Origin of the sequence: Mycobacterium heckeshornense (genome assembly GCF_016592155.1) — a bacterium.
GTDB lineage: Bacteria > Actinomycetota > Actinomycetes > Mycobacteriales > Mycobacteriaceae > Mycobacterium > Mycobacterium heckeshornense.
Window position 1 is genome coordinate 95526 of the sequence record NZ_AP024237.1, and the last position, 22580, is coordinate 118105.

General features: G+C 64.7%; 7 protein-coding genes and 3 pseudogenes. 8 read left to right on the forward strand and 2 right to left on the reverse strand.

The window, feature by feature from the left end; all coding sequences use genetic code 11:
- Nucleotides 1-307: 307 nt before the first annotated feature.
- From MHEC_RS00465 to MHEC_RS00495, 6 genes and pseudogenes are all read left to right on the forward strand, one after another.
- On the forward strand, nucleotides 308-580 hold the full coding sequence (locus tag MHEC_RS00465; protein WP_048893814.1) for an MbtH family protein: 273 nt from the start codon (nucleotides 308-310) through the stop codon (nucleotides 578-580).
- Nucleotides 565-11353: pseudogene (locus MHEC_RS24760) on the forward strand (amino acid adenylation domain-containing protein). Before MHEC_RS00465 ends, MHEC_RS24760 begins: the two are co-directional and overlap by 16 nt.
- Nucleotides 11350-12600, forward strand: a complete 1251-nt coding sequence (locus MHEC_RS00480) for a cytochrome P450 (RefSeq protein WP_048893765.1) — start codon at nucleotides 11350-11352, stop codon at nucleotides 12598-12600. Before MHEC_RS24760 ends, MHEC_RS00480 begins: the two are co-directional and overlap by 4 nt.
- Before the next feature lie 191 nt (nucleotides 12601-12791).
- Nucleotides 12792-15812, forward strand: a complete 3021-nt coding sequence (locus tag MHEC_RS00485) for an MMPL/RND family transporter (protein ID WP_236591520.1) — start codon at nucleotides 12792-12794, stop codon at nucleotides 15810-15812.
- 189 nt (nucleotides 15813-16001) lie between these two features.
- Nucleotides 16002-16199: pseudogene (locus MHEC_RS00490) on the forward strand (peptide-methionine (S)-S-oxide reductase); the annotation flags it as partial.
- A 685-nt stretch (nucleotides 16200-16884) separates the two neighbouring features.
- Nucleotides 16885-17073, forward strand: a complete 189-nt coding sequence (locus MHEC_RS00495) for a hypothetical protein (protein WP_414018089.1) — start codon at nucleotides 16885-16887, stop codon at nucleotides 17071-17073.
- Between the two features lie 187 nt (nucleotides 17074-17260).
- Here the strand turns inward: MHEC_RS00495 and ltrA are convergent, their stop codons facing one another.
- Nucleotides 17261-18709 carry a group II intron reverse transcriptase/maturase gene (ltrA, locus tag MHEC_RS00500; protein WP_048893872.1) on the reverse strand — a complete coding sequence of 483 codons (1449 nt, stop codon included), beginning with the start codon at nucleotides 18707-18709 and terminating at the stop codon, nucleotides 17261-17263.
- Nucleotides 18710-19305: 596 nt separating this feature from the next.
- Nucleotides 19306-20483 (reverse strand): annotated as a pseudogene (locus MHEC_RS00505) (IS3 family transposase); the annotation flags it as partial.
- Between the two features lie 91 nt (nucleotides 20484-20574).
- Between MHEC_RS00505 and MHEC_RS00510 the strand changes: the two are divergent.
- A complete protein-coding gene (locus MHEC_RS00510; RefSeq protein WP_330849073.1) occupies nucleotides 20575-20994 on the forward strand; it encodes a sigma-70 family RNA polymerase sigma factor in 420 nt (139 codons plus the stop codon).
- A 118-nt stretch (nucleotides 20995-21112) separates the two neighbouring features.
- Nucleotides 21113-22573 (forward strand): DDE-type integrase/transposase/recombinase, encoded by a 1461-nt coding sequence (locus MHEC_RS00515; RefSeq protein ID WP_099869216.1) that lies wholly within the window; start codon nucleotides 21113-21115, stop codon nucleotides 22571-22573.
- Nucleotides 22574-22580: the final 7 nt, after the last annotated feature.

A 22580-nucleotide genomic window follows, 5' to 3' on the forward strand; every position in this document is an offset into this window, starting at 1 on the left:
AGGGGCCCATACGCTGCCGCGAATGACACGCAGTCGGGAGAGCGTGGCCGGGCGGGCCGCAAAGTACCTGAGCAGGAAACAGGTAGTGCACTACTCGTGCGCACGCCGACACTCCAGGAGGAGGCTCACCCCCGAGGCGAACGGGACGTGATGGTTTCACGATGGCTACACCTTCTCTGACGGCACTGCTGGCCGTGCTGGTCGGTGCCGACGTCGTACGTCCCTACCGACACGCCGCACACCGACGCGACGCTTCAGCTGGTTTGGAACGGTTCCACTCGTGTCGACTAGACGGTCTGGAGAACCGATGAGCGTCAATCCGTTCGACGACGACAATGGCAGTTTCTTCGTCTTGGTGAACGACGAGGAGCAACACAGCCTGTGGCCTTCCTTCGCTGACGTGCCCGCCGGGTGGCGGGTGGTTTACGGCGAAGCGGACCGCGCGGCGTGTCTGGACTACATCGAACACAACTGGACCGATATACGGCCGAAGAGTCTGCGCGAGAGGCCGCGCGGGGTCAGGCGTTTGACTCATAAATCTGCTTCGGCTGAGAGGGCACTTCGATGGGGACGCGGCTAACTGATCGTGTGTTTCCGCTCACGCGGGGGCAGCTGGCTATATGGCTTGCACAAGAAACGGGTCGCTTCGGTGCGAGGTGGCAACTGGGCTATCTTGTGCGACTCGACGGCGCGCTCGAGCCCGACTTGTTTGAGCGCGCGATCCGTCAAGTGGTGCACGAGGCCGAACCATTTAGATCCGCCTTTTTCCAGGTGGACGGCCAGGTTTTCCAGAAGACGGTTGATTACCCGGGTGTTGAGCTTGCTCGCCACGACCTCATGGGTTCGCAGGATCCTGTCCGGGAAGCCTATCGGCTAACATCCTCGATCCAGTGCACGGTGATGCCGCTTAATGGCCCGCTGTTCAAATTTGCGTTGTTGCAGACACGGGTAGATCAATGGTATTTCTTCGTGTGCTGCCATCATATAGTGGCTGACGGAATCGGCCTTGCTCTTGTTTGTCATCGGATCGCAGTTGTCTATAGTGCCATGGCTTCGTGCACGCCGATTCCCCCTGCTTTCTTCGGGTCGCTGGGTGATCTCATTGCTTGCGAGTTAGAATACGAAGCCTCCACCGATTATCTCGATGATCAGGATTATTGGACGAGGAACCTGCCGCCGGAAAGCGAACCGCGTTATCGGTTAGCGGCCGCCGCGGACAGGCGTGATCAATATGAGCCTTCTGCACCGGTTGAATTGGACCCTGCCGTTGTCGCCGGGATCAAACGAACGTCGCAGACGTTGGGGGTGCGTCGCTCGTCGGTGATCACTGCGGCGTGCGCGCTGCTGCTGCATGGGTGCGACGTCGAGAGTTCGGACGTGGTGCTCGATTTTCCGGTAAGCAGGCGTGTGCGTCCGGAGACACAGACGGTGCCCGGAATGGTCACCGGGTTCGTCCCGCTGGTGTTTAAAGCCTTGCCCGGGTCTGCGGTTGCTAGTTTTTGTCAACATGTCGACACGCGACTGCGGGAGGCGCTGCAGCATCAGCGTTTCCCAGTGCACGAACTTGAGAATAAGGCACGTCTCCGCAACTCCGCGCAGACGCCGAATCGTGTAATTATTAATTTCATTCCGACTACACATATGGCGAAGCTTACTGGTGCTACGGCAACGGGGACTTTGACTCATACTAACCTCGTTGATCAGTTCGGAATGGACTTTTTCAAGGACGGCGATCGGCTATTTCTCAGCACGCAGCCGAGCGCGACGACGAGTGAGACCGCGGGTGCTGGACAATGGCTTTCGGATTGTGATGTCCGCGATTTAGTAAAGCGGTTGGAGCGGGTGTTGGTGGCTTTGACCGCCGACCCGGGGCAGCGGCTCTCGTCGGTGGATGTGCTTGATGAGCTTGAGCGTGCCCGGTTGGATGAGATCGGTAACCGGGCGGTGTTGGCGCGGCCGGCGGCCGGGTTGTCGATTCCGGTGTTGTTCGCCGCGCGGGTGGCCCAGACACCGGATGCGGTGGCGGTGTCCTTCGAAGGCCGCTCCATGACTTATCGCGAGGTTGAGGAGCGCGCGAACCGGTTGGCGCATCTGTTGGCCGACAAGGGGGCGGGGCCGGGACAGTGTGTGGGGCTGCGGTTTTCGCGGTCGGCTGAGGCGATCGTGGCGATTTTGGCGGTGCTGAAGACGGGGGCGGCTTATCTGCCGATCGACCCGGGGCATCCACGGGAGCGGATCGGGTTCATGCTCGCCGATGCCGCGCCGGTGGCGGTGATCACCGCGGCGGGGCTGCGCCCGCGGCTGGACGGGTTTGACGTGGTGGTCCTCGATGTCAACGACCCCGCTGTGGACGCCCAACCCAGCACGGCGCTGCCGGCGCCGGCACCTGATGACATTGCTTACCTGATCTACACCTCGGGCACCACCGGGGTTCCCAAGGGTGGCGATCACCCACCGCAACGTGACCCAGCTGGTGGAGTCCTTGGATGCGGGCCTGCCCGCGGCGGGGGTGTGGAGCCAGTGTCATTCGTATGCCTTCGATGTCTCGGTGTGGGAGATCTTCGGTGCGCTGTTGCGCGGCGGGCGGCTGGTGGTGGTGCCCGAGTCGGTGGTGGGCTCACCGGAAGACTTGCACGGCGTGCTGGTTGCCGAGCAGGTCAACGTGTTGACCCAGACCCCGTCGGCGGTGGCGGTGCTCTCGGCTAAGGGGCTGGAGTCGGTGGCGTTGGTGATGGCCGGCGAGCCCTGCCCGGCCGAGGTGGTGGATCGGTGGGCGCCGGGGCGGGTGATGATCAACGCCTACGGCCCGACCGAGACCACGATGTGTGTGGCGATCAGCGCCCCATTGGCGGCGGGATCGGGGGTGCCGCCGATCGGTGCGCCGGTGTCCGGTGCGGCGTTGTTTGTGCTCGATGGCTGGTTGCGTCCGGTGCCGGCCGGTGTGGTCGGGGAGTTGTATGTGGCCGGTCGCGGCGTGGCGGTTGGCTATCTGGGCCGGGCCGGGTTGACCGGGTCGCGGTTTGTGGCCTGCCCGTTCGCCGGCGCGGGAGCCCCTGGAACACGGATGTATCGCACCGGGGATCTGGTGCGGTGGGGCGCCGATGGGCAGCTGGCGTATGTGGGGCGCGCCGATGAGCAGGTCAAGATCCGCGGCTATCGCATCGAATGCGGTGAGATCCGGGCCGCCCTGGCCGGGCTGGACGGGGTGAAGCAGGCGGCGGTGATCGTCCGCGAGGACCGCCCCGGCGACAAACGGCTGGTGGGCTATGTCACCGGGACAGCAGACCCGGTCCAGATACGCGCCGCGCTGGCCGAGCGGCTGCCGGAGTACATGGTTCCGGCCGCGGTGGTGGTGTTGGCGGCGCTGCCATTGACGGTCAACGGCAAACTCGACACCCGCGCCCTGCCCGCACCCGAATACACCCAGGGCGACGGCTACCGCGCCCCCACCACCCCGGTCGAGGAGATCGTGGCCGGCATCTACGCCCAGGTACTCGGCCTGGAGCGGGTCGGCGTCGACGACTCATTCTTCGATCTGGGCGGGGACTCGCTCCTGGCCACGCGCCTGGTCGCCGCCATCGAAAACACCCTGAATGCCAGCCTTTCCGTACGCACCGTATTCGAGGCACCCACGGTTGCCCAGTTGGCGCCCCGTATAGGCGCGAAGGCGGGTCGGCTTGAGCCGTTGGTGGCGGGTGAGCGGCCGGCGGTAATTCCGTTGTCGTTCGCCCAGCAGCGGTTGTGGTTTATCGACCAGTTGCAGGGTCCTTCACCGGTCTACAACATACCGGCGGTGTTGCGGCTGCGCGGTGCGCTTGATACCGACGCGCTCGGTGCGGCGCTGGCCGATGTGGTGGGCCGCCATGAAAGCCTGCGCACCCTGCTTGTGGCGGTCGAGGGAACACCCCAGCAGGTGGTTGTCCCTGGTGAGCGGGCCGACTTCGGCTGGCAGATCACTGATGCCACCGGCTGGCCGGAAAGCCGGCTGGGTGAGGCCGTTAACGCAGCGGCGTGCTACACGTTCGATCTGGCAACCGAGATCCCGTTGAGCGCACAGCTTTTCCGGGTCGCCGCCGACGAACACGTCCTGGTGGCCGTCGTGCACCACATCGGTGCGGATGGCTGGTCGATCACCGCGCTGGTGCGCGATCTGGGGGTGGCTTATGCCAGCCGGTGTGCGGGGCGGGCCCCCGGCTGGGCGCCATTACCGGTGCAGTATGTCGATTACGCGCTGTGGCAGCGTGCACAGTTTGGTGATCTCGATGACAGTGAAAGCCGCATTGCCGCGCAGCTGGCCTATTGGGAGCAGGCGCTGGCCGGTTTGCCCGAGCGGCTGCAGTTGCCCACCGATCGGCCGTACCCGTCGGTTGCCGATTACCGCGGCGCCAAGGTGGCGGTGGATTGGCCGGGGGAGTTGCAGCAGCGGGTACGCGAGGTGGCCCGCGAGCACAACGCGACGAGTTTCATGGTGGTTCAGGCCGCGCTGGCGGTTCTGCTGTCGAAGCTCAGCGCCAGCAGCGATGTGCCGTTGGGGTTCGTGATCGCCGGGCGGGGCGACCGTGCGCTGGATGAGTTGGTGGGGTTTTTCGTCAACACCCTGGTGCTCCGGGTCAATCTGGCCGGAGATCCCACCGTGGCCGAGCTGCTGGCCCAGGTGCGAGCGCGCGGCCTGGCCGCCTACGAGCACCAAGATGTGCCCTTCGAGGTGCTCGTCGAGCGGCTCAACCCCACCCGAAGCCTGGCCCATCACCCGCTGGTCCAAGTGGTATTGGCCTGGCAGAACTTCCCCGGACAGACCAGCGATCCCGCCGCCGGGTTGGCCTTGGGTGATCTGCGGGTTACCCAGATGCCGGCGGAAACCCAGTGGGCGCGCATGGATCTGACATTTACCCTGGCCGAACGCTGGACCGATGCCGGTGAGCCCGCCGGGATTTACGGAGACGTGGAATTTCGAACCGACGTGTTCGACGCGGACAGGATCGAGGCGCTGATCGAGCGGTTGGAGCGGGTTTTGGTGGCGATGACCGCCGACCCGGGGCAGCGGCTCTCTTCGGTGGATCTGCTCGATGCCGCTGAGCACGTCCGCCTAGATGGGTGGGGTAATCGCGCTGTGCTGGCCCAGCCGGCGGCCGGGGTGTCGATTCCGGTGCTATTCGCCGGGCAGGTGGCGCGTACCCCGGAGGCGGTGGCGATCAGTTGCGGGGGCCGCTCGGTGACCTATCGCGAGCTCGAGGAGACCGCGAACCGGTTGGCGCACCTGCTGGCTGGCCATGGTGTGGGCGCAGGCGGGTGTGTGGCGCTGCTGTTTCCCCGTTCTGCCGAGGCGATCGTGGCGGTCCTGGCCGTGCTCAAAACCGGGGCGGCCTATCTGCCGATCGACCCGGGACTGCCGGAGGCCCGAACCGAGTTCATGCTCGCCGACGCCGCGCCGATTGCCGCGGTCACCACCAAGGACCTGCGGTCGCGGTTAGACGGGCACGATCTGCTGGTCATCGACGTCGAAGACCCTCGCATCCCGACCTATCCGTGCACAGGTTTGCCGGCGCCGGCACCCGACGACATCGCCTACATCATCTACACCTCAGGCACCACCGGCACCCCCAAAGGTGTAGCACTCACCCACAGCGGCGTTCCGGACCTCGTGAGGACGCACATTGAGCGTCTCGCCATCACGCCTGACAGCCGAATTCTGCAATTTGCCCCGTTATCTTTCGATACTTCGGTGGGGAACCTGTGGTACGCATTGCTGTCCGGAGCAGCCGCAGTGGTTCCCGTCAATGACCAAGCGCTTCCGGGCAAAGAATTAGTCGACTTAATAACCGAGCAGCGCGTCTCTCACGCGGCATTCACGCCCACAGCGCTAGCCGCGCTCCCAGTAGACCGACTGCAAGGCATGACGCTGATTGCGGCTGGCGAGGCGTGCACAAAAGAACTGGTGGACCGATGGGCCCCTGTCGCCACACTGATTAACGAGTACGGCCCGACCGAAACGACGGTGGACGTCACGATGACAGGCCGGCTTGAGAGTGGTTCGGGGGTGCCGCCGATCGGTGCGCCGGTGTCCGGTGCGGCGTTGTTTGTGCTCGATGGCTGGTTGCGTCCGGTGCCGGCCGGTGTGGTCGGGGAGTTGTATGTGGCCGGTCGCGGCGTGGCGGTTGGCTATCTGGGCCGGGCCGGGTTGACCGGGTCGCGGTTTGTGGCCTGCCCGTTCGCCGGCGCGGGAGCCCCTGGAACACGGATGTATCGCACCGGGGATCTGGTGCGGTGGGGCGCCGATGGGCAGCTGGCGTATGTGGGGCGCGCCGATGAGCAGGTCAAGATCCGCGGCTATCGCATCGAATGCGGTGAGATCCGGGCCGCCCTGGCCGGGCTGGACGGGGTGAAGCAGGCGGCGGTGATCGTCCGCGAGGACCGCCCCGGCGACAAACGGCTGGTGGGCTATGTCACCGGGACAGCAGACCCGGTCCAGATACGCGCCGCGCTGGCCGAGCGGCTGCCGGAGTACATGGTTCCGGCCGCGGTGGTGGTGTTGGCGGCGCTGCCATTGACGGTCAACGGCAAACTCGACACCCGCGCCCTGCCCGCACCCGAATACACCCAGGGCGACGGCTACCGCGCCCCCACCACCCCGGTCGAGGAGATCGTGGCCGGCATCTACGCCCAGGTACTCGGCCTGGAGCGGGTCGGCGTCGACGACTCATTCTTCGATCTGGGTGGGGATTCGCTGTCGGCGATGCGGGTGATTGCCGCGGTCAACACCGCCCTGGATGCTCACCTTGCGGTGCGCGCCGTGTTCGAGGCACCCACGGTTGCCCAGTTGGCACCTCGAATCGGCGCGGAGGCGGGTCGGCTTGAGCCGTTGCTGGCGGGTGAGCGGCCGGCGGTAATTCCGTTGTCGTTCGCCCAGCAGCGATTGTGGTTTATCGACCAGTTGCACGGTCCTTCACCGGTCTACAACGGGGCTGTGGCGTTGCGGCTGCGCGGAGCGCTTGATGCCGACGCGCTCGGTGCGGCGCTGGCCGATGTGGTGGGCCGCCATGAAAGCCTGCGTACGCTGTTGCCGGCGGTCGAGGGGATACCGCGGCAGGTGGTGGTGCCCGCCGAGCAGGCCGATTTCGGCTGGGACGTCATTGACGTCAGCGGGTGGCCGGCAGGCCAGCTGAGCGAAGCCATTGGCGCGGCGGCGCGCTACCGGTTTGACCTGGCAACCGTGATCCCGTTGCGGGCACAGCTTTTCCGCGTCGGCGACGACGAACACGTGCTGGTGGCCGTGGTGCACGAAATCACCGCCGATGGCTGGTCGATGACCCGGCTGGTGCGTGACCTAGGTGTGGCCTATGCCAGCCGGCGCGCGGGGCGGGCCCCCGGCTGGGTGCCGTTGCCGGTGCAATATGTCGATTACACGCTGTGGCAGCGCGCACAGTTTGGTGATCTCGATGACAGTGAAAGCGGCATTGCCGCGCAGCTGGCCTATTGGGAGCAGGCGCTGGCCGGGATGCCTGAGCGGCTGCAGCTGCCCACCGATCGGCCCTACCCGCCGGTGGCTGATCAGCGCGGCGCCAGGGTGGCGGTGGACTGGCCGGCGGCGCTGCAGCAGCAAGTTGCTCGGGTTAGCCGCGAGCACAACGCGACCAGTTTCATGGTGATGCACGCCGCCCTTGCGGTTCTGCTGTCGAAGCTCAGCGCCAGCAGCGACGTGGCGGTGGGGTTCGCGATCGCCGGGCGAAGCGATCCCGCGCTGGAAGAGCTGGTGGGGTTTTTCGTCAACACCCTGGTGCTGCGGTTCGATCTGGCCGGGGATCCCACCGTGGCCGAGCTGCTGGCCCAGGTGCGAGCGCGCGGGCTGGCCGCCTATGAGCACCAAGATGTGCCCTTTGAGGTGCTCGTGGAGCGGCTCAACCCCACCCGAAGCCTGGCCCATCACCCGCTGGTTCAGGTGATGTTGGCCTGGCAGAACTTGCCCGGGCAAGTCGATGTCCCCGCGACCGGGCTGAGTTTGGGTGATCTTCAGGTCACGCCGCTGCTGGCGGATACCCAGGCGGCAAAAATGGATCTGGTGTTCTTCCTGAAGGAACGCTGGACCGATGCCGGTGAGCCCGCTGGGATTTACGGGCACGTGGAATTTCGAACCGACGTGTTCGACGCGGAGAGCATCGAGGCACTGATCGAGCGGTTGGAGCGGGTGTTGGTGGCTTTGACCGCCGACCCGGGGCAGCGGCTCTCGTCGGTGGATGTGCTTGATGAGCTTGAGCGTGCCCGGTTGGATGAGATCGGTAACCGGGCGGTGTTGGCGCGGCCGGCGGCCGGGTTGTCGATTCCGGTGTTGTTCGCCGCGCGGGTGGCCCAGACACCGGATGCGGTGGCGGTGTCCTTCGAAGGCCGCTCCATGACTTATCGCGAGGTTGAGGAGCGCGCGAACCGGTTGGCGCATCTGTTGGCCGACAAGGGGGCGGGGCCGGGACAGTGTGTGGGGCTGCGGTTTTCGCGGTCGGCTGAGGCGATCGTGGCGATTTTGGCGGTGCTGAAGACGGGGGCGGCTTATCTGCCGATCGACCCGGGGCATCCACGGGAGCGGATCGGGTTCATGCTCGCCGATGCCGCGCCGGTGGCGGTGATCACCGCGGCGGGGCTGCGCCCGCGGCTGGACGGGTTTGACGTGGTGGTCCTCGATGTCAACGACCCCGCTGTGGACGCCCAACCCAGCACGGCGCTGCCGGCGCCGGCACCTGATGACATTGCTTACCTGATCTACACCTCGGGCACCACCGGGGTTCCCAAGGGGGTGGCGATCACCCACCGCAACGTGACCCAGCTGGTGGAGTCCTTGGATGCGGGCCTGCCCGCGGCGGGGGTGTGGAGCCAGTGTCATTCGTATGCCTTCGATGTCTCGGTGTGGGAGATCTTCGGTGCGCTGTTGCGCGGCGGGCGGCTGGTGGTGGTGCCCGAGTCGGTGGTGGGCTCACCGGAAGACTTGCACGGCGTGCTGGTTGCCGAGCAGGTCAACGTGTTGACCCAGACCCCGTCGGCGGTGGCGGTGCTCTCGGCTAAGGGGCTGGAGTCGGTGGCGTTGGTGATGGCCGGCGAGCCCTGCCCGGCCGAGGTGGTGGATCGGTGGGCGCCGGGGCGGGTGATGATCAACGCCTACGGCCCGACCGAGACCACGATGTGTGTGGCGATCAGCGCCCCATTGGCGGCGGGATCGGGGGTGCCGCCGATCGGTGCGCCGGTGTCCGGTGCGGCGTTGTTTGTGCTCGATGGCTGGTTGCGTCCGGTGCCGGCCGGTGTGGTCGGGGAGTTGTATGTGGCCGGTCGCGGCGTGGCGGTTGGCTATCTGGGCCGGGCCGGGTTGACCGGGTCGCGGTTTGTGGCCTGCCCGTTCGCCGGCGCGGGAGCCCCTGGAACACGGATGTATCGCACCGGGGATCTGGTGCGGTGGGGCGCCGATGGGCAGCTGGCGTATGTGGGGCGCGCCGATGAGCAGGTCAAGATCCGCGGCTATCGCATCGAATGCGGTGAGATCCGGGCCGCCCTGGCCGGGCTGGACGGGGTGAAGCAGGCGGCGGTGATCGTCCGCGAGGACCGCCCCGGCGACAAACGGCTGGTGGGCTATGTCACCGGGACAGCAGACCCGGTCCAGATACGCGCCGCGCTGGCCGAGCGGCTGCCGGAGTACATGGTTCCGGCCGCGGTGGTGGTGTTGGCGGCGCTGCCATTGACGGTCAACGGCAAACTCGACACCCGCGCCCTGCCCGCACCCGAATACACCCAGGGCGACGGCTACCGCGCCCCCACCACCCCGGTCGAGGAGATCGTGGCCGGCATCTACGCCCAGGTACTCGGCCTGGAGCGGGTCGGCGTCGACGACTCATTCTTCGATCTGGGCGGGGACTCGCTGCTGGCCACGCGCCTGGTCGCCGCCATCGAAAACACCCTGAATGCCAGCCTTTCCGTACGCACCGTATTCGAGGCACCATCCGTCAGAAGCTTGAGCCAGCAGTTGGGCAGACGGGCCAACGGGCCCAGCTTCGCGTCCGTGCACGGCCGCAACAGCACCGAGGTGCACGCCCGCGACCTCACGCTGGACAAGTTCATCGACGCCACGACACTGACCGCCGCACCGACGCTAGGTCCGAGCGCCGAAGTGCGGACGGTGCTGCTGACCGGGGCGACCGGTTTCCTGGGGCGTTACCTGGCCCTGGAATGGCTGCAGCGTATGGACCTGGTCGGCGGCACGTTGATCTGCCTGGTCCGGGCAAAGTCTGACGAGGATGCGTACCAACGCTTGGAAAAGACCTTCGACAACGGCGACCCCAACCTGCTGCGGCACTTCCAGAAACTGGCTGCCGATCATCTGCAGGTCCTCGCCGGCGACAAGGGCGAAGCCAACCTGGGCCTAGACCAGCAGACCTGGCAGCGGCTGGCCGAGACCGTGGATCTGATCGTCGACCCCGCGGCCCTTGTCAGCGGGGACCTGCCCTACAGCGACTTATTCGGGCCCAACGTCGTAGGCACCGCAGAGCTGATCCGCATTGCGCTCACCACGAAGCTGAAGCCCTACACGTACGTGTCGACTGCCAGCGTCGGCGATCAGATCGAGCCGTCGGCGTTCACCGAGGATGCCGACATCCGGGTCATCAGCCCCGCCCGCACAAACGATAACAGCAACGGCTACGGCAACAGCAAGTGGGCCGGCGAAGTGCTGCTGCGGGAGGCACATGACCTGTCCAACCTGCCGGTCACGGTGTTTCGTTGCGACATGATCCTGGCCGGCACCACCTATGCGGGCCAGCTCAACGTGTCGGACTGGTTCACCCAGATGGTGCTGAGCCTGTTGGCCACCGGCATCGCGCCCGGCTCGTTCTACCAGCTCGACGCCGACGGCAACCGGCAGCGCGCGCACTTCGACGGGCTGCCCGTCGAATTCATCGCTGAGGCTATCGCCACATTGGGCGCTCAGACCCTCGACGGGTTTCAGACCTATCACGTGATGAACCCGCACGACGACGGCATCGGCCTCGACGAATACGTCGACTGGGTGATTGAGGCCGGTTACCCGATCCAGCGCATTGGTGACTTTGGGGAATGGGTACAGCGCTTTGAGACCGCCCTGCGTGCCCTGCCGGATCGACAGCGAGGCACCGTGCTGGAGTTGCTGTTCCGCAATTCCAATCAGTTACGGCCCGCAGAGCCGACCCGCGGAGCGCTTGCGACGACCGATCGATTCCGTGCTGCGGTACGAGAAGCGAAAATCGGCCCCAACGGTAACATTCCGCACGTCTCGGCGCCGATCATCATCAAATACGTCACCGACTTGCAACTGCTCGGGCTTTGGGACGATAGCGAGGCGAAGTGAGTGGACCCGAGAACCTCGACTTCTTCACCGAGGAGTCGCTCGTCGATGACCCCTACGACTACTACGACGCGATCCGTCGTTGCCCGGTATGGCGTGAGCCGGCGCACGGCGTGGTGATGGTGTCGGGGTACGACGAGGCCGTCGCCGTGCAACGCGACGTCAACCAGACCTTCTCGGTATGCAACATAGTCAGCGGACCATGGTCTGGGATTCCGATCGAAACCGACAGCGATGACATCTCGGATCTGATCGAGCGGCACCGCCAGAGGGTTACGTTCGGCGACTACTTCATAACATTTGATCCTCCGAAGCACACCGCGCACCGCTCGTTGTTGAGCCGGTTGTTCACGCCGAGGAAGCTCAAGAACAACGCGGACTTCCTGTGGCGTCTTGCCGACGAGCAGCTCAACCGCTTCATCGCGGAGGGCAAGTGCGAGATCGTCATCGACTACAATTTCCCGTTCACGCTCGACGCGATTACCGACCTGCTGGACGTACCCGAGGCCGACCGTGAGCGATTCCGCCGCGCTGCGACAGCCAGCAGGCTCGAAGGCGATCGCAGCGGCTTCGTTGGCGTGAAAGAGGAGTGGTTCGTCGAATACATCGAAGATCGGCGGCGCAATCCGCGCGACGACGTCCTCACCGAGCTTGCGTTGGCAACGTTTCCCGACGGCACGACACCCGACGCGATTGACGTTGCCCGCGTTGCCACCTTCATGTTCGCCGCCGGCCACGGCACGACGATCGACCTGCTGAGTCTCGCGATGCTCATGCTCGCGGAGCGACCGGACTTACAAGAGCAGCTGCGCGAGGACAACTCAAAGATCCCCGCCTTTATCGAGGAGATACTGCGCATCGAAAGCCCAATCAAATCGAATTTCCGCATGGCGCGGCGCACCACCACGATCGGCGACATCGATGTGCAAGCCGGTACCAGCGTACTCGTGATGAACGGCGCGGCAAACCGCGATCCACGACGGTTCGAGGAGCCCAGCGAATTCCGCCTCGGCCGTCCAAACATATTGCAACACATGGCATTCGGCCGTGGTGTTCACACTTGTCCGGGCGCCCCGATTGCACGCGCCGAAGTGCGGGTGAGCTTGGAACGAATCCTTGACCGGATGGCCGACATTCGGCTTTCAGAGGCCGAGCACGGCCCGGCAGGCGCTCGTCGGCTCAAATGGGACCGCACCTTTCTGTTCAGGCGCCTCAAGGAATTGCATCTCGAGTTCACTCCGGTTCAGTGAGCCGTTCCATTGCGAAGACCGACGACGCGACCGAGCCGACAACTATCGAACAAGAGAATGCTCTCATAGCGTCATTGCACGTCACCGGCGAAGGGTAGCTAAACAAGGTGTTACGCCGCGAGCCTGCTAATAGGCGGCCGACCGTTGGCATTTTGCTGCGAGTGGCGCGCCTCGTGGTGCGCCGACCGTCGGTGGTCATCGGCTTGTGGGTGGTGCTGGCGGCCGTGCTGTCCGTGACGTTTGCCCCCTTAACTCAGGTGGTCCGCGAACACCACGAAGAAATCCTGCCGAGTGACGCGCCGGTGATGGTCGCGACTCGGCAGATGACCGAGTCGTTTCACGAAACGAAGGCGGAAAACGTCGTGTTGGTGGTGCTCACCAACGAGCACGGGCTCACCCGCGCCGACGAAGACGTCTACCGCACGCTGGTCGACCGGCTGCGGCGGGACACCCGCGACGTCGTCATAGTGCAGGACTTCATCACGACACCCCCGCTGCGTGAAGTCTTTGCCAGCAAAGACAATAAAGCCTGGCTTGTACCGGTCGGCATCGCCGGAGACAATCCTTCACCCAAATTCAACGAGGCCTACGCGCGGGTTGCCAACCTCGTCAAGCAGACGCTCGAGCAGGTCCCACGGGGATCCGACCTGGCCGTGAAAATGGCCGGGCTTCCAGCCACCGCCGTCGAACTCGCCGACATCGGGGAGCGCGACCTGCATTTGATCACGGCCGCGACCGTCATCATGGTGCTCTTGATCTTGTTGTTGATCTACCGAAATCCCGTCACCATGCTGCTGCCGCTGGCGACCATAGGAATATCTATGGTGACCGCGCAGCAAGTGGTTTCCGGGCTTGCGAATGTGGGTCTGGGCATTTCGCAGGAGACGGTCGTGTTCATGACTGCGATAATGATCGGCGCCGGCGTCGACTACGCGGTATTCCTGATCAGCCGCTACCACGAACACCTGCGGCGCGGGTTGGATTCTGACCAAGCTGTCATGCGTGCATTGACGGGTATCGGCAAGGTCATCGCCGCCTCCGCAGCTACTGTCGCGGTGACCTTTCTGGGCATGATTTTCGCTCGGATGCCGCTGTTTCCCACGGTTGGGCCAGCTCTAGCTCTCTCCATCTCGGTGGCATTCCTAGCCGCCGTCACCTTGCTGCCGGCGTTCATGGTGCTCGCAGGGCGTCGCGGATGGATAGCCCCGAAACAAGATCTCACTAGCCGGTTTTGGCGGCGTTCGGGAATTCACATTGTGCGGCGCCCGGTCGCGCATCTGGTTGCCAGTCTGGTCATTCTGATTTCCCTGGCCACTTGTTCGACCCTGATGCGTTTCAATTACGACGACCGCAAGAGCTTGCCAGCGTCGGCCGAAAGCAACCTCGGATTCGCGGCGATTGACCGCCATTTCCCAGTGAGTTCGATGACCCCCCAGTACCTTCTCGTCCAATCTACGCATGACTTGCGCACACCCAAGGCCCTGGCGGACCTCGAGCAGATGGCGCGGCGGGTCAGTCAGCTGCCTGATATCGCGATGGTTCGAGGCATCACCCGGCCGACGGGCCAGCCGCTGGAACAAGCCACGTTGAGTTGGCAGGCCGGCGTGGTCGGCGACAAGCTTTCGGACGTGGCGAATCGAATCGCCGGCGCGAATGGCGACCTTGGCGCTCTGACGAGTGGCGCGCGCCAGCTCGCCGACAGTCTCGGCGCCGTACGCAGCCAAGTGAGCCAGGCGATAGCGGTGGTCAGCGGTCTCGCTAAGACACTCGCCGGCATCGAGAACCAAGTCGCAAGCTCCAAGACGCTCCACGACATTGAGAGGCTGGCCGCGAACATGCGCTCTGCCGGTAACTCGATGGGGGCGAACGTCGGGAACCTCGAAGATATGTTGAACATGATCGGTCCCGTGCTGGCCGGGCTGAATGCCAGCCCGGTGTGCGCCGGAGATCCGGCCTGCAGCAATGCGCGCGACCTGCTGCAGCGCCTGGTTGACAACCGCAACCGCGGACAGCTTGACACAGTCGCCGATCTCGCTCGGCAGCTGCAATCCATCTCCGGCGTCCAAGACTTGGAGGCCACCCTGCAGGGTATTCGTGCGTCGCTCGGTCAAGCGGTTCAGACAATCCGTGCCCTAGGCCTCGACAACCCCGGCGCGCTGCAGAACGAGATGGCGACTGTGCAGCAAGGCGTCAACGCCCTAGCCAACGGAAGCGAGCAGGTGGCGGACGGCGTGCGGGTACTAGCTGACCAGACCAGGCAGGTCGGTGGGGGCCTATCCGATGCCGCGGCCTTGTTGTTGGCCGTCAAGCTCAATGCGATGCAGCCGAGCATGGCTGGTTTCTACATTCCACCGCAGGTGATGGCGGACAGCCGGTTCAAAGATCTCGCCGGGGTGTTCATGTCACCCGACGGACATGCGGTGCGCTACTTGGTGCAGTCGAAGCTGGAGCCGTTTGAAACGAAGGCGATGGATCAGGTCAAGTCAATTGCCAACACAGCGCGGGGTGCGCAGCCCAACACGTCGCTGGCCGATGCGTCGATATCAATGGCGGGCCTGACGCCGACGGGCAGCGAAATGCGCGACTACTACGACCATGACTTGTGGTTCATCGTCGGCATGACCATTGCGGTTGTGTTCGTGATCCTGGTACTGCTGCTGTGGGCGGTCGTGGCGCCGCTGTATCTCGTTGGCACGGTAATCCTTTCGTATCTGTCGGCGCTGGGTATCGGTGTTATCGTGTTCCAGTTCATCGGCGGTCGACCACTTGCTTGGAGCGTGCCCGCACTCGCGTTTATCATCTTGGTCGCCGTCGGTGCGGACTACAACATGTTGTTGATCTCGCGGATTCGCGACGAATCCCCGTACGGGATTCGATCGGGTGTCATCCGTACCGTGGGCACGACCGGAGGCGTGATCACGTCTGCGGGGCTGATCTTCGCCGCGTCGATGTTCGGCCTGCTGTTCGCCAGTCTGAGCGATATGGTCCAAGTGGGCTTCGTCATGGGCGTCGGCCTGCTGCTGGACACCTTCCTGGTACGGACCATCACTGTGCCGGCACTGGCGGTGCTGGCTGGGAAGGGGAACTGGTGGCCGTCGAAGTGGCAACCGTCGAAGCGACGGGAGCGAGCACATATCGATCGCGATGCATCCGATCTTGCGACGGTGGGCGCTGCAGCCAAGAAAGCCACCGCAGTGCACCCGTCCGATTAGGTTACGCCAGCCGGTGCATCCGATCAGGGCAGCGCGGCAGATCCATCCGACCAACGGGCCATGGCCGGTCGATCTCGTCAGTTGGCCGCAGCCGATGCCGGCCCGACAGCATGGGTTTGGACATTGTCTTCCGGGCAGAACTGGCTGCGGTGGGCGTCGCCCTTGGATAGATCGTGAAGAAGGACACGAATAACCACCTACAGCGGGGCGATCCTGGCCGGCGGCTGCTTCTGTGGGGTATGCGGGAAGTGATCCGCAAGCGGCCAGACGTGGTATCCACCCCGGTCGGCTACACCGGCGGTGACGCAACGCAACCTACCGTAATCACGGCACCCACGCCGTAATCACGGCACCCACGCAGAAGCCATCGAAATCACCTTTGACCCGACGCCGCATCGACTACCGGACCCACGCATGCCCGAGGTCGTCACCGCAGGTCCGTGGATGACGCGCCGCCACAGTTCATCAGGGTCAACTACGCGCCATTGTGGGAGTGGAAGTGTTGATCACCCGCATCGAGGCCAAGTTCAAGCTCAGCCAGAATCGATCAGCCGCTGGGTGCCCGTTCTCTCACCAAAGTGCCCGCCGCAGCGAACCGAAGTGAGCGCAGCTTAGATGACATTTCTCCGGCCCTGCGGTACGCCGCCAACTCATGCTAGCTGGCGCATTAGCCCACCGTCGGTGACGGGTAACCGTAGTGTCACAGTTGTGCCTGCCGTGAGGACCTGCGCGCCCTGCGCCGCCCAGGACGACGCCCCGCTTGACGTGCACTGCCGTCCAGCAAGGACTGCCTTGAAAGCAATATCCGATGACTTTTCCATTCTAGAGTTGTGAGGCCGGTATGACTACCCCAGCAAGCGTTCCCACGATCAGGCTGTTGACCGTCTCTTTGGATGGCGACCACGGGGTGGCCATTCTTCATTGAGTCTGCCGATGTGACAGTCGGTGTGGCGGCGGGGTTGATCTTGTTCGTGTGCACCGTCAGTGTGACGAGGAACTGATGGGTGCGCGGCACCCCGCTGAAGTCTTGGTCGGCTTGCGGGGTGCCGCGCTGTAGTGCTCGGAGGCACCGATGGTGACGGTAGAGGCTGATGTTGTCCGCGTCGAGTCCCGGTTGGCGGCTGGGGAGATCGCGTGTCCGGCATGCGGGGACGGGGTGCTGGGTGGCTGGGGGTATGCCCGGGCCCGTCAGATCGAGGGACTGCGTGATGAATCGCCCTGGGTTTTGTGCACACCGGTTTACTTTGCGCCGGTCGGCTGACCGCTGTGGTGTGCATGGTAGTCGGCCTCGTATTCGATGGGTGGTTTCAGTCCGAGTCGGTGCATGAGCCGGCTGGTGTGTAGGGGTCGGACCGCAGCGCCCTGCCGGTCTTTCGACGCGGTGGGTTTCTGCGGCCCGCCCTCCGAACCGGACGTGCATGTCTCCACGCATCCGGCTCTCCACTTGTTCATGCCGCTGGTGCGGTGTCGGTGTCGGGTGGCCAATTCGCCCATGGTGCAGGGATCTTCGAGCCCCGGTATCGGTAGCGGAGGACCGTCACCGATCGTGGCCGGAACAGCTCGACACGTCGGTCGCTGATCTGCCAGTCAGGCCAGAAGCGACGGCGTAGCGTTCCCCAGGTCAGGCCGAGGTGTCGTTTACGCAGCCAATACGCAACCCGCATGAATGCGAAGTGGTCGACGTAGCAGAAGGTGCGTTTAGACACTCCGTGCTTGAAATAGTTGCACCAGCCCCGTAGCACGGGGTTGACCTGCCGGAGCAGGTCGGCGAGTGTGTGATGTTTGTTGCGGCGCGTCAGTTTCCGGATCTTGCCGGTGATCGAGGCCAGCGATTTCTTCGATGGCCAGGTGTAGACGAACCGCTTGCTGCTGCCCGGTTTGGTTCGCCGCTGGATGCGGAAGCCCAAGAACTCGAAGCCCTCGTCGATGTGGCAGACCCTGGTTTTCTCGACCGACAAGCGCAGGCTCATCGGTGCGAGTACCGCTTCGACCTCATCCCATAGTGCTTCGGCATGAGCGCGTGTGCCGTTGATCAGCACCACGAAATCGTCTGCATAGCGGACGATCCGATAGGTGGCGCCTCCGGCGCGCCGATGCTTGGTGCGCTTCCAGTTCGTATCGAGCGCTTCCCACTGACGCATGAAGTGCTCGTCGAGAACCGACAGGGCGATATTGGCCAGCAGCGGTGAGAGGATCCCGCCCTGGGGAGTGCCGGTCGGCGTATCCCGATGTACCGCATCCTCGGAGAGGATCCCGGCTTTCAGGAACGCCTTGATCAGCGTGAGCACCCGCTTGTCACCGACCCGCATCCGCACCCGATCCATCAGTGCACAATGCGAGATCTCATCGAAGCAGGCCGTGATGTCTGCTTCAAAGACCCACTCGTACCCCTTGTTACCCGAGGTGTAGTGGTGGATCTCGGCGATCGCATCCTGTGCCCGCCGTCTCGGCCGAAACCCATACGAGCACGGCTTGAAATCCGCCTCGTAGATGGGTTCCAGCACCAGCTTCAGCGCTGCCTGCACGATCCTGTCGGCGGTGGTCGGGATTCCCAGGCGTCGCATCTTGCCGTTCGCCTTGGGGATCAACTTCTCCCGCACCGCAACCGGTGTGAACCGGCGTTCTTTCAGGTCGCCTTGCAGTTCTGCAAGGAGTTGCACCGCTCGGTCATCGATGGAGGACGGTGTCACTCCATCGATCCCGGCCGTGCGTGCTCCCTTGTTGCCCCGCACCCTGTTCCACGCCACGACGAGGAACGCTGGGTCATAAACGAGGTTGAACAGATCATCAAACCGGCGGCCCGGATCGGCCACCGCCCAACGATGCAGTTTCCGCTGCATCATGCGTACCCGCAGCCACGCCTCATCGACGTCGGGCCACGGCGCGCCGGTATTCACCAGCGACCTTCGCGCAATGCTCGGCAACCGCGAACAAGCTGGACCCCTTCGCCATGTGACCGGCTTTCCCGGACTCGGACTACTACGGATCCTCCGCCCCCACACGACGGCATCGGCCGGCGACGGACCTTCCCGCCGAAACGCTGGATGCGCTCCGGGAAGGGGACCACCGCGTGGGTTCCCACGTTCACTGTCAGATCGATCGACGGGCGAGGTGCCCAACTATGCTCCTGCGGCATCGCCACGGCTACGCCGCGGGCCTTCACCGTGACCTCCCGACCGGCGGTACAAACCGATCGCGGAGTTCCCCGCACCACACCGTGATACGAGTGTGCGCCGCTGCCCAGCCCAGATCCGCCAGATTCGAGCTGGTGGGAACAGACTTGAGGAGCGTTCAGACGCTGGTTTCTCACGTACACCGTCCCGTCTTGCTTGCCGGACCCGCGTCGTCTGGCAGTGCCGACGCGTCCCGTCGTTGTCAGGGCTGCTTTCCACCCTCATCGGCGTCCCCCGAATCAGGCTGCCCCCAGCTTCAACCCGCTGCCGCGACAGCGGACAGACGAAGGATTCTCACCTCCATTCGATCCCACAGCGCCTCGTGGCGCTCTGTACCAGTGGACCCAGTCGGCGGTGAGGTGCTCGACATCGTGCACCGAGCGCAGCGGCCCGGTTCGGAACGGTGAGTCTTTCCGGATCGCTTCGGTCTTATAGAGACCAATTATTGTCTCCGCCAACGCATTATCGTAGGCGTCTCCGACCGTTCCAATCGACGGCTTCATGCCGGCGAGCATGATCGTCTCCCCGCAGTGCACCGACGTGTACTGCGACCCGGCATCAGAGTGGTGAATCGTCGACCCCGCCAGCGGGTGGCCTTCACGGGCCCGCAGCGCTGCGGCCTGACGGATCGCCGATTCGACGAACCACGAGTGCTTGGTCGTTGAGCACGCCCAGCCGAGGATCCGCCCGGCGTAGGCATCGACGACGAACGCGGTGTAGACGAACACCCCGGTGACCAGGCGAACGTAGGTGAAATCGGCGACCAGAAGCCGGTTGGGGGCATCGACGGCGAAGGTGCGATCCACCAGGTCCGGTGCCCGCTGCGCGGCGGGATCGGCCACGGTAGTGCGGACCTTCTTGACCCGCCGCACCCCCTGCCAGCCGTTGGCCCGCATGAGACGCTCCACGGTGCATTTGGCCACCGGAATGCCCTGTCGTTGCAGGTGAGCCCACATCTTGGCCGCACCGTAGAGTGACTCGGGCTTGCGGCGACCATCAGCATCGGGGGTGTAGTAGCCGGCCAGGATCTCAGCGACCGTCATGTCCCACAAGACCCGTTTCGATGGTGGGCGAGCCTGCCAGGCGTAGAAGGTTCTCGGGGCGATCTTGCAGCCATGCTCGCTCAGCACGCGGCAGATCGGAGCGACCCCGAACCGAGCACGATGCTCGGCGATGAATTCACAAATCAACGGTGTCGCGGGTCGCTCTCCCGCGCGAAGAAACTTGTTGCCGCCTTGAGGATTTCGATAGTCTGCTCAAGCTCACGGTTCTTCTTACGCAGCTCGCGCAACTCCCGGCTCTCCGCCGTCGATACCCCAGCGGCCTGGCCGTCGTCGATCTCGGCCTGGCGCACCCACTTGCGCAGGGTCTCCGCGCTCATCCCCAACCGGGCCGAGATGGCCCGCATCGCCGCCCACTCGGTGTCGTACTCGTCGCGATGCTCCCGGACCAGCCAGACCGCCTTGGCCTTCATGTCCTGGTCGTACCTCGTTGCCATCGTGCCATCCTTCCCTCAAAAGAAGGTGTGCACGAAACCCGGGATGGTCCATGATGTGGTGCGGCCGCGGCGGGCGAGATGCCGAGTGTGCATGGTGACCCACGTGTTGTTGCCGGTGACTGTGTTGTTGCGTAGAGCGTATGCAGCGGAACGGATTTGGGCCGCGTTGATAGCTCGTGCTCAGGGGTTGGGGCATCGCCGGATCGCCGCGGATGTGGGGGTGCCGGCGGCGACGGTGCGGGGTTGGCTGCGCCGGGCGGCGCAGCGGCTGGAGGTGATCCGGTCGTGGTTTATCGGTGTCGCGGTGGCCGCCGGGGTGGACGTGGTGATCCCGGATGGGACGGGTTGTGCGTGGCGGGATGCGTTGGCCGCGGTGGCGACCGCGACCGTGGCGATCCGGTTCCGCTTCGGTGCGGGTGGGTTGCTGGGCGCGGTGACGCCAGATCGGGTAGCGGTCGCGGCCAGTGGTGGTCGGCTGCTGGCACCGCGCTGGTCGCCACCGCGGCGCTGAGGCTGCACAACACGAATCGCCCCTGACGCGTAAGCGGCGTGATCGGTGATCCTCACCAAGGCACCTGCGCGGCAACGGTTTCGGGCAGGGCCTTCGATTGGAGAGGAAAACCGAGAAGATGTCGTTGGAGGAGCACAAGCGCCGCGAGCGAGCCCAAGCAATCGGGTTGTTCCGCTATCAGCTGATCTGTCCGGCCCTAGATGCGGGGTTATCGACCAAGCAGCGCGGCAAGCTGGTGCGCCAGATCGCCGCCGGTACCCATAGCGACCCATTCGGCAATCAGGTGCGGATCTCGCGGGAGACGCTGGACCGTTGGATCCGCCGCTACCGGTCCGGCGGGTTCGAGGCGCTGGTGCCCGCGCCGCGCCGGCTGGCCGCGCGTACCGACGCGCAGGTGCTGGAGCTGGCCGCGTCGCTCAAGCGGGAGAATCCGACCCGCACCGCCACACAGGTGGCTCGGATCCTGCGCACCGCGACCGGGTGGGCGCCCTCGGAGTCCACCTTGCTACGCCATTTTCACCGGCTGGAGTTGATGGGCCCGGCCACCGGCGAGCTACCCGGGGTGTTCGGCCGGTTCGAGGCCGCCGACCCCAATGAGCTGTGGTGCGGCGATGCTCTGCACGGCCCGCGGGTTGGCGACCGCAAGACCTACCTTTTCGCCTTCATCGACGATCACTCTCGGTTGTTGGCCGGCTACCGGTTTGGCTTCGCCGAAGACACCGTGCGCTTGGCCGCAGCGTTGCGCCCCGCACTGGCTGCCCACGGGGTGCCTGGCTCGGTCTATGTCGATAACGGCTCGGCGTTTTGTGACGCCTGGTTGTTGCGGGCATGTGCGAAACTCGGGGTGCGCCTTGTTCATTCCCAACCAGGTCGGCCTCAAGGTCGGGGCAAGATCGAACGATTCTTTCGCACCGTACGCGAACAATTCCTGGTGGAGGTGACTGACACCAGCACCGAAGACCTCGCTGCCGCCGGGGTCGATCACGCCACCGCGTTGTTGGAGCTTAACCGGCTGTTCGTCGCCTGGGTGGAAACCGAATATCACCGCCGCACCCATACCGAGACCGGGCAAAGCCCGCTGGATCGGTGGGAGGCCGGCTGGGACCGGCTCGGGCGGACCCCGGCCATGCCGACCGCCGATGATTTGACCGAGGCGTTTTTGTGGTCCGAATACCGCGTGGTGACCAAGACCGCCACCGTGTCGCTGCACGCTAACACCTACCAGGTCGACGCGGCCCTGGTTGGGCGCAAGGTGGAGCTGGTGTTCTCCCCATTCGACCTGGAAACCGTCGAAGTCCGCTACCGCGACAAGAGTTTCGGCAAAGCCCTGCCGCACAGCATCTCTCGCCACACCCACCCCAAGGCCAAACCGGAAACACCCGAGCTCGAGCCGCCGGCAGCGACGGGGATCGACTATTTGGCGCTGACCGCCGCCGCTCACCACGAGCAGCTACGCCGCGACGAACGCATCGGCTATCACGCCCTCTACGGCCAGGACAGCGAGATTGCCGGCCAGCTATCCCTCGACGACCTTGCACCCAGCGGCGACGCCGATCACGATGGTGAGGTGTCGGCGTGAGTATCCA

Bases quoted from the DNA above. Each gene is read 5' to 3' on its own strand.
- MHEC_RS00465 (WP_048893814.1), top strand. From the start codon at position 308: ATGAGCGTCAATCCGTTCGACGACGACAATGGCAGTTTCTTCGTCTTG.
- MHEC_RS00495 (WP_414018089.1), top strand. From the start codon at position 16,885: ATGGTGACGGTAGAGGCTGATGTTGTCCGCGTCGAGTCCCGGTTGGCG.
- MHEC_RS00510 (WP_330849073.1), top strand. From the start codon at position 20,575: ATGGTGACCCACGTGTTGTTGCCGGTGACTGTGTTGTTGCGTAGAGCG.
- MHEC_RS00515 (WP_099869216.1), top strand. From the start codon at position 21,113: ATGTCGTTGGAGGAGCACAAGCGCCGCGAGCGAGCCCAAGCAATCGGG.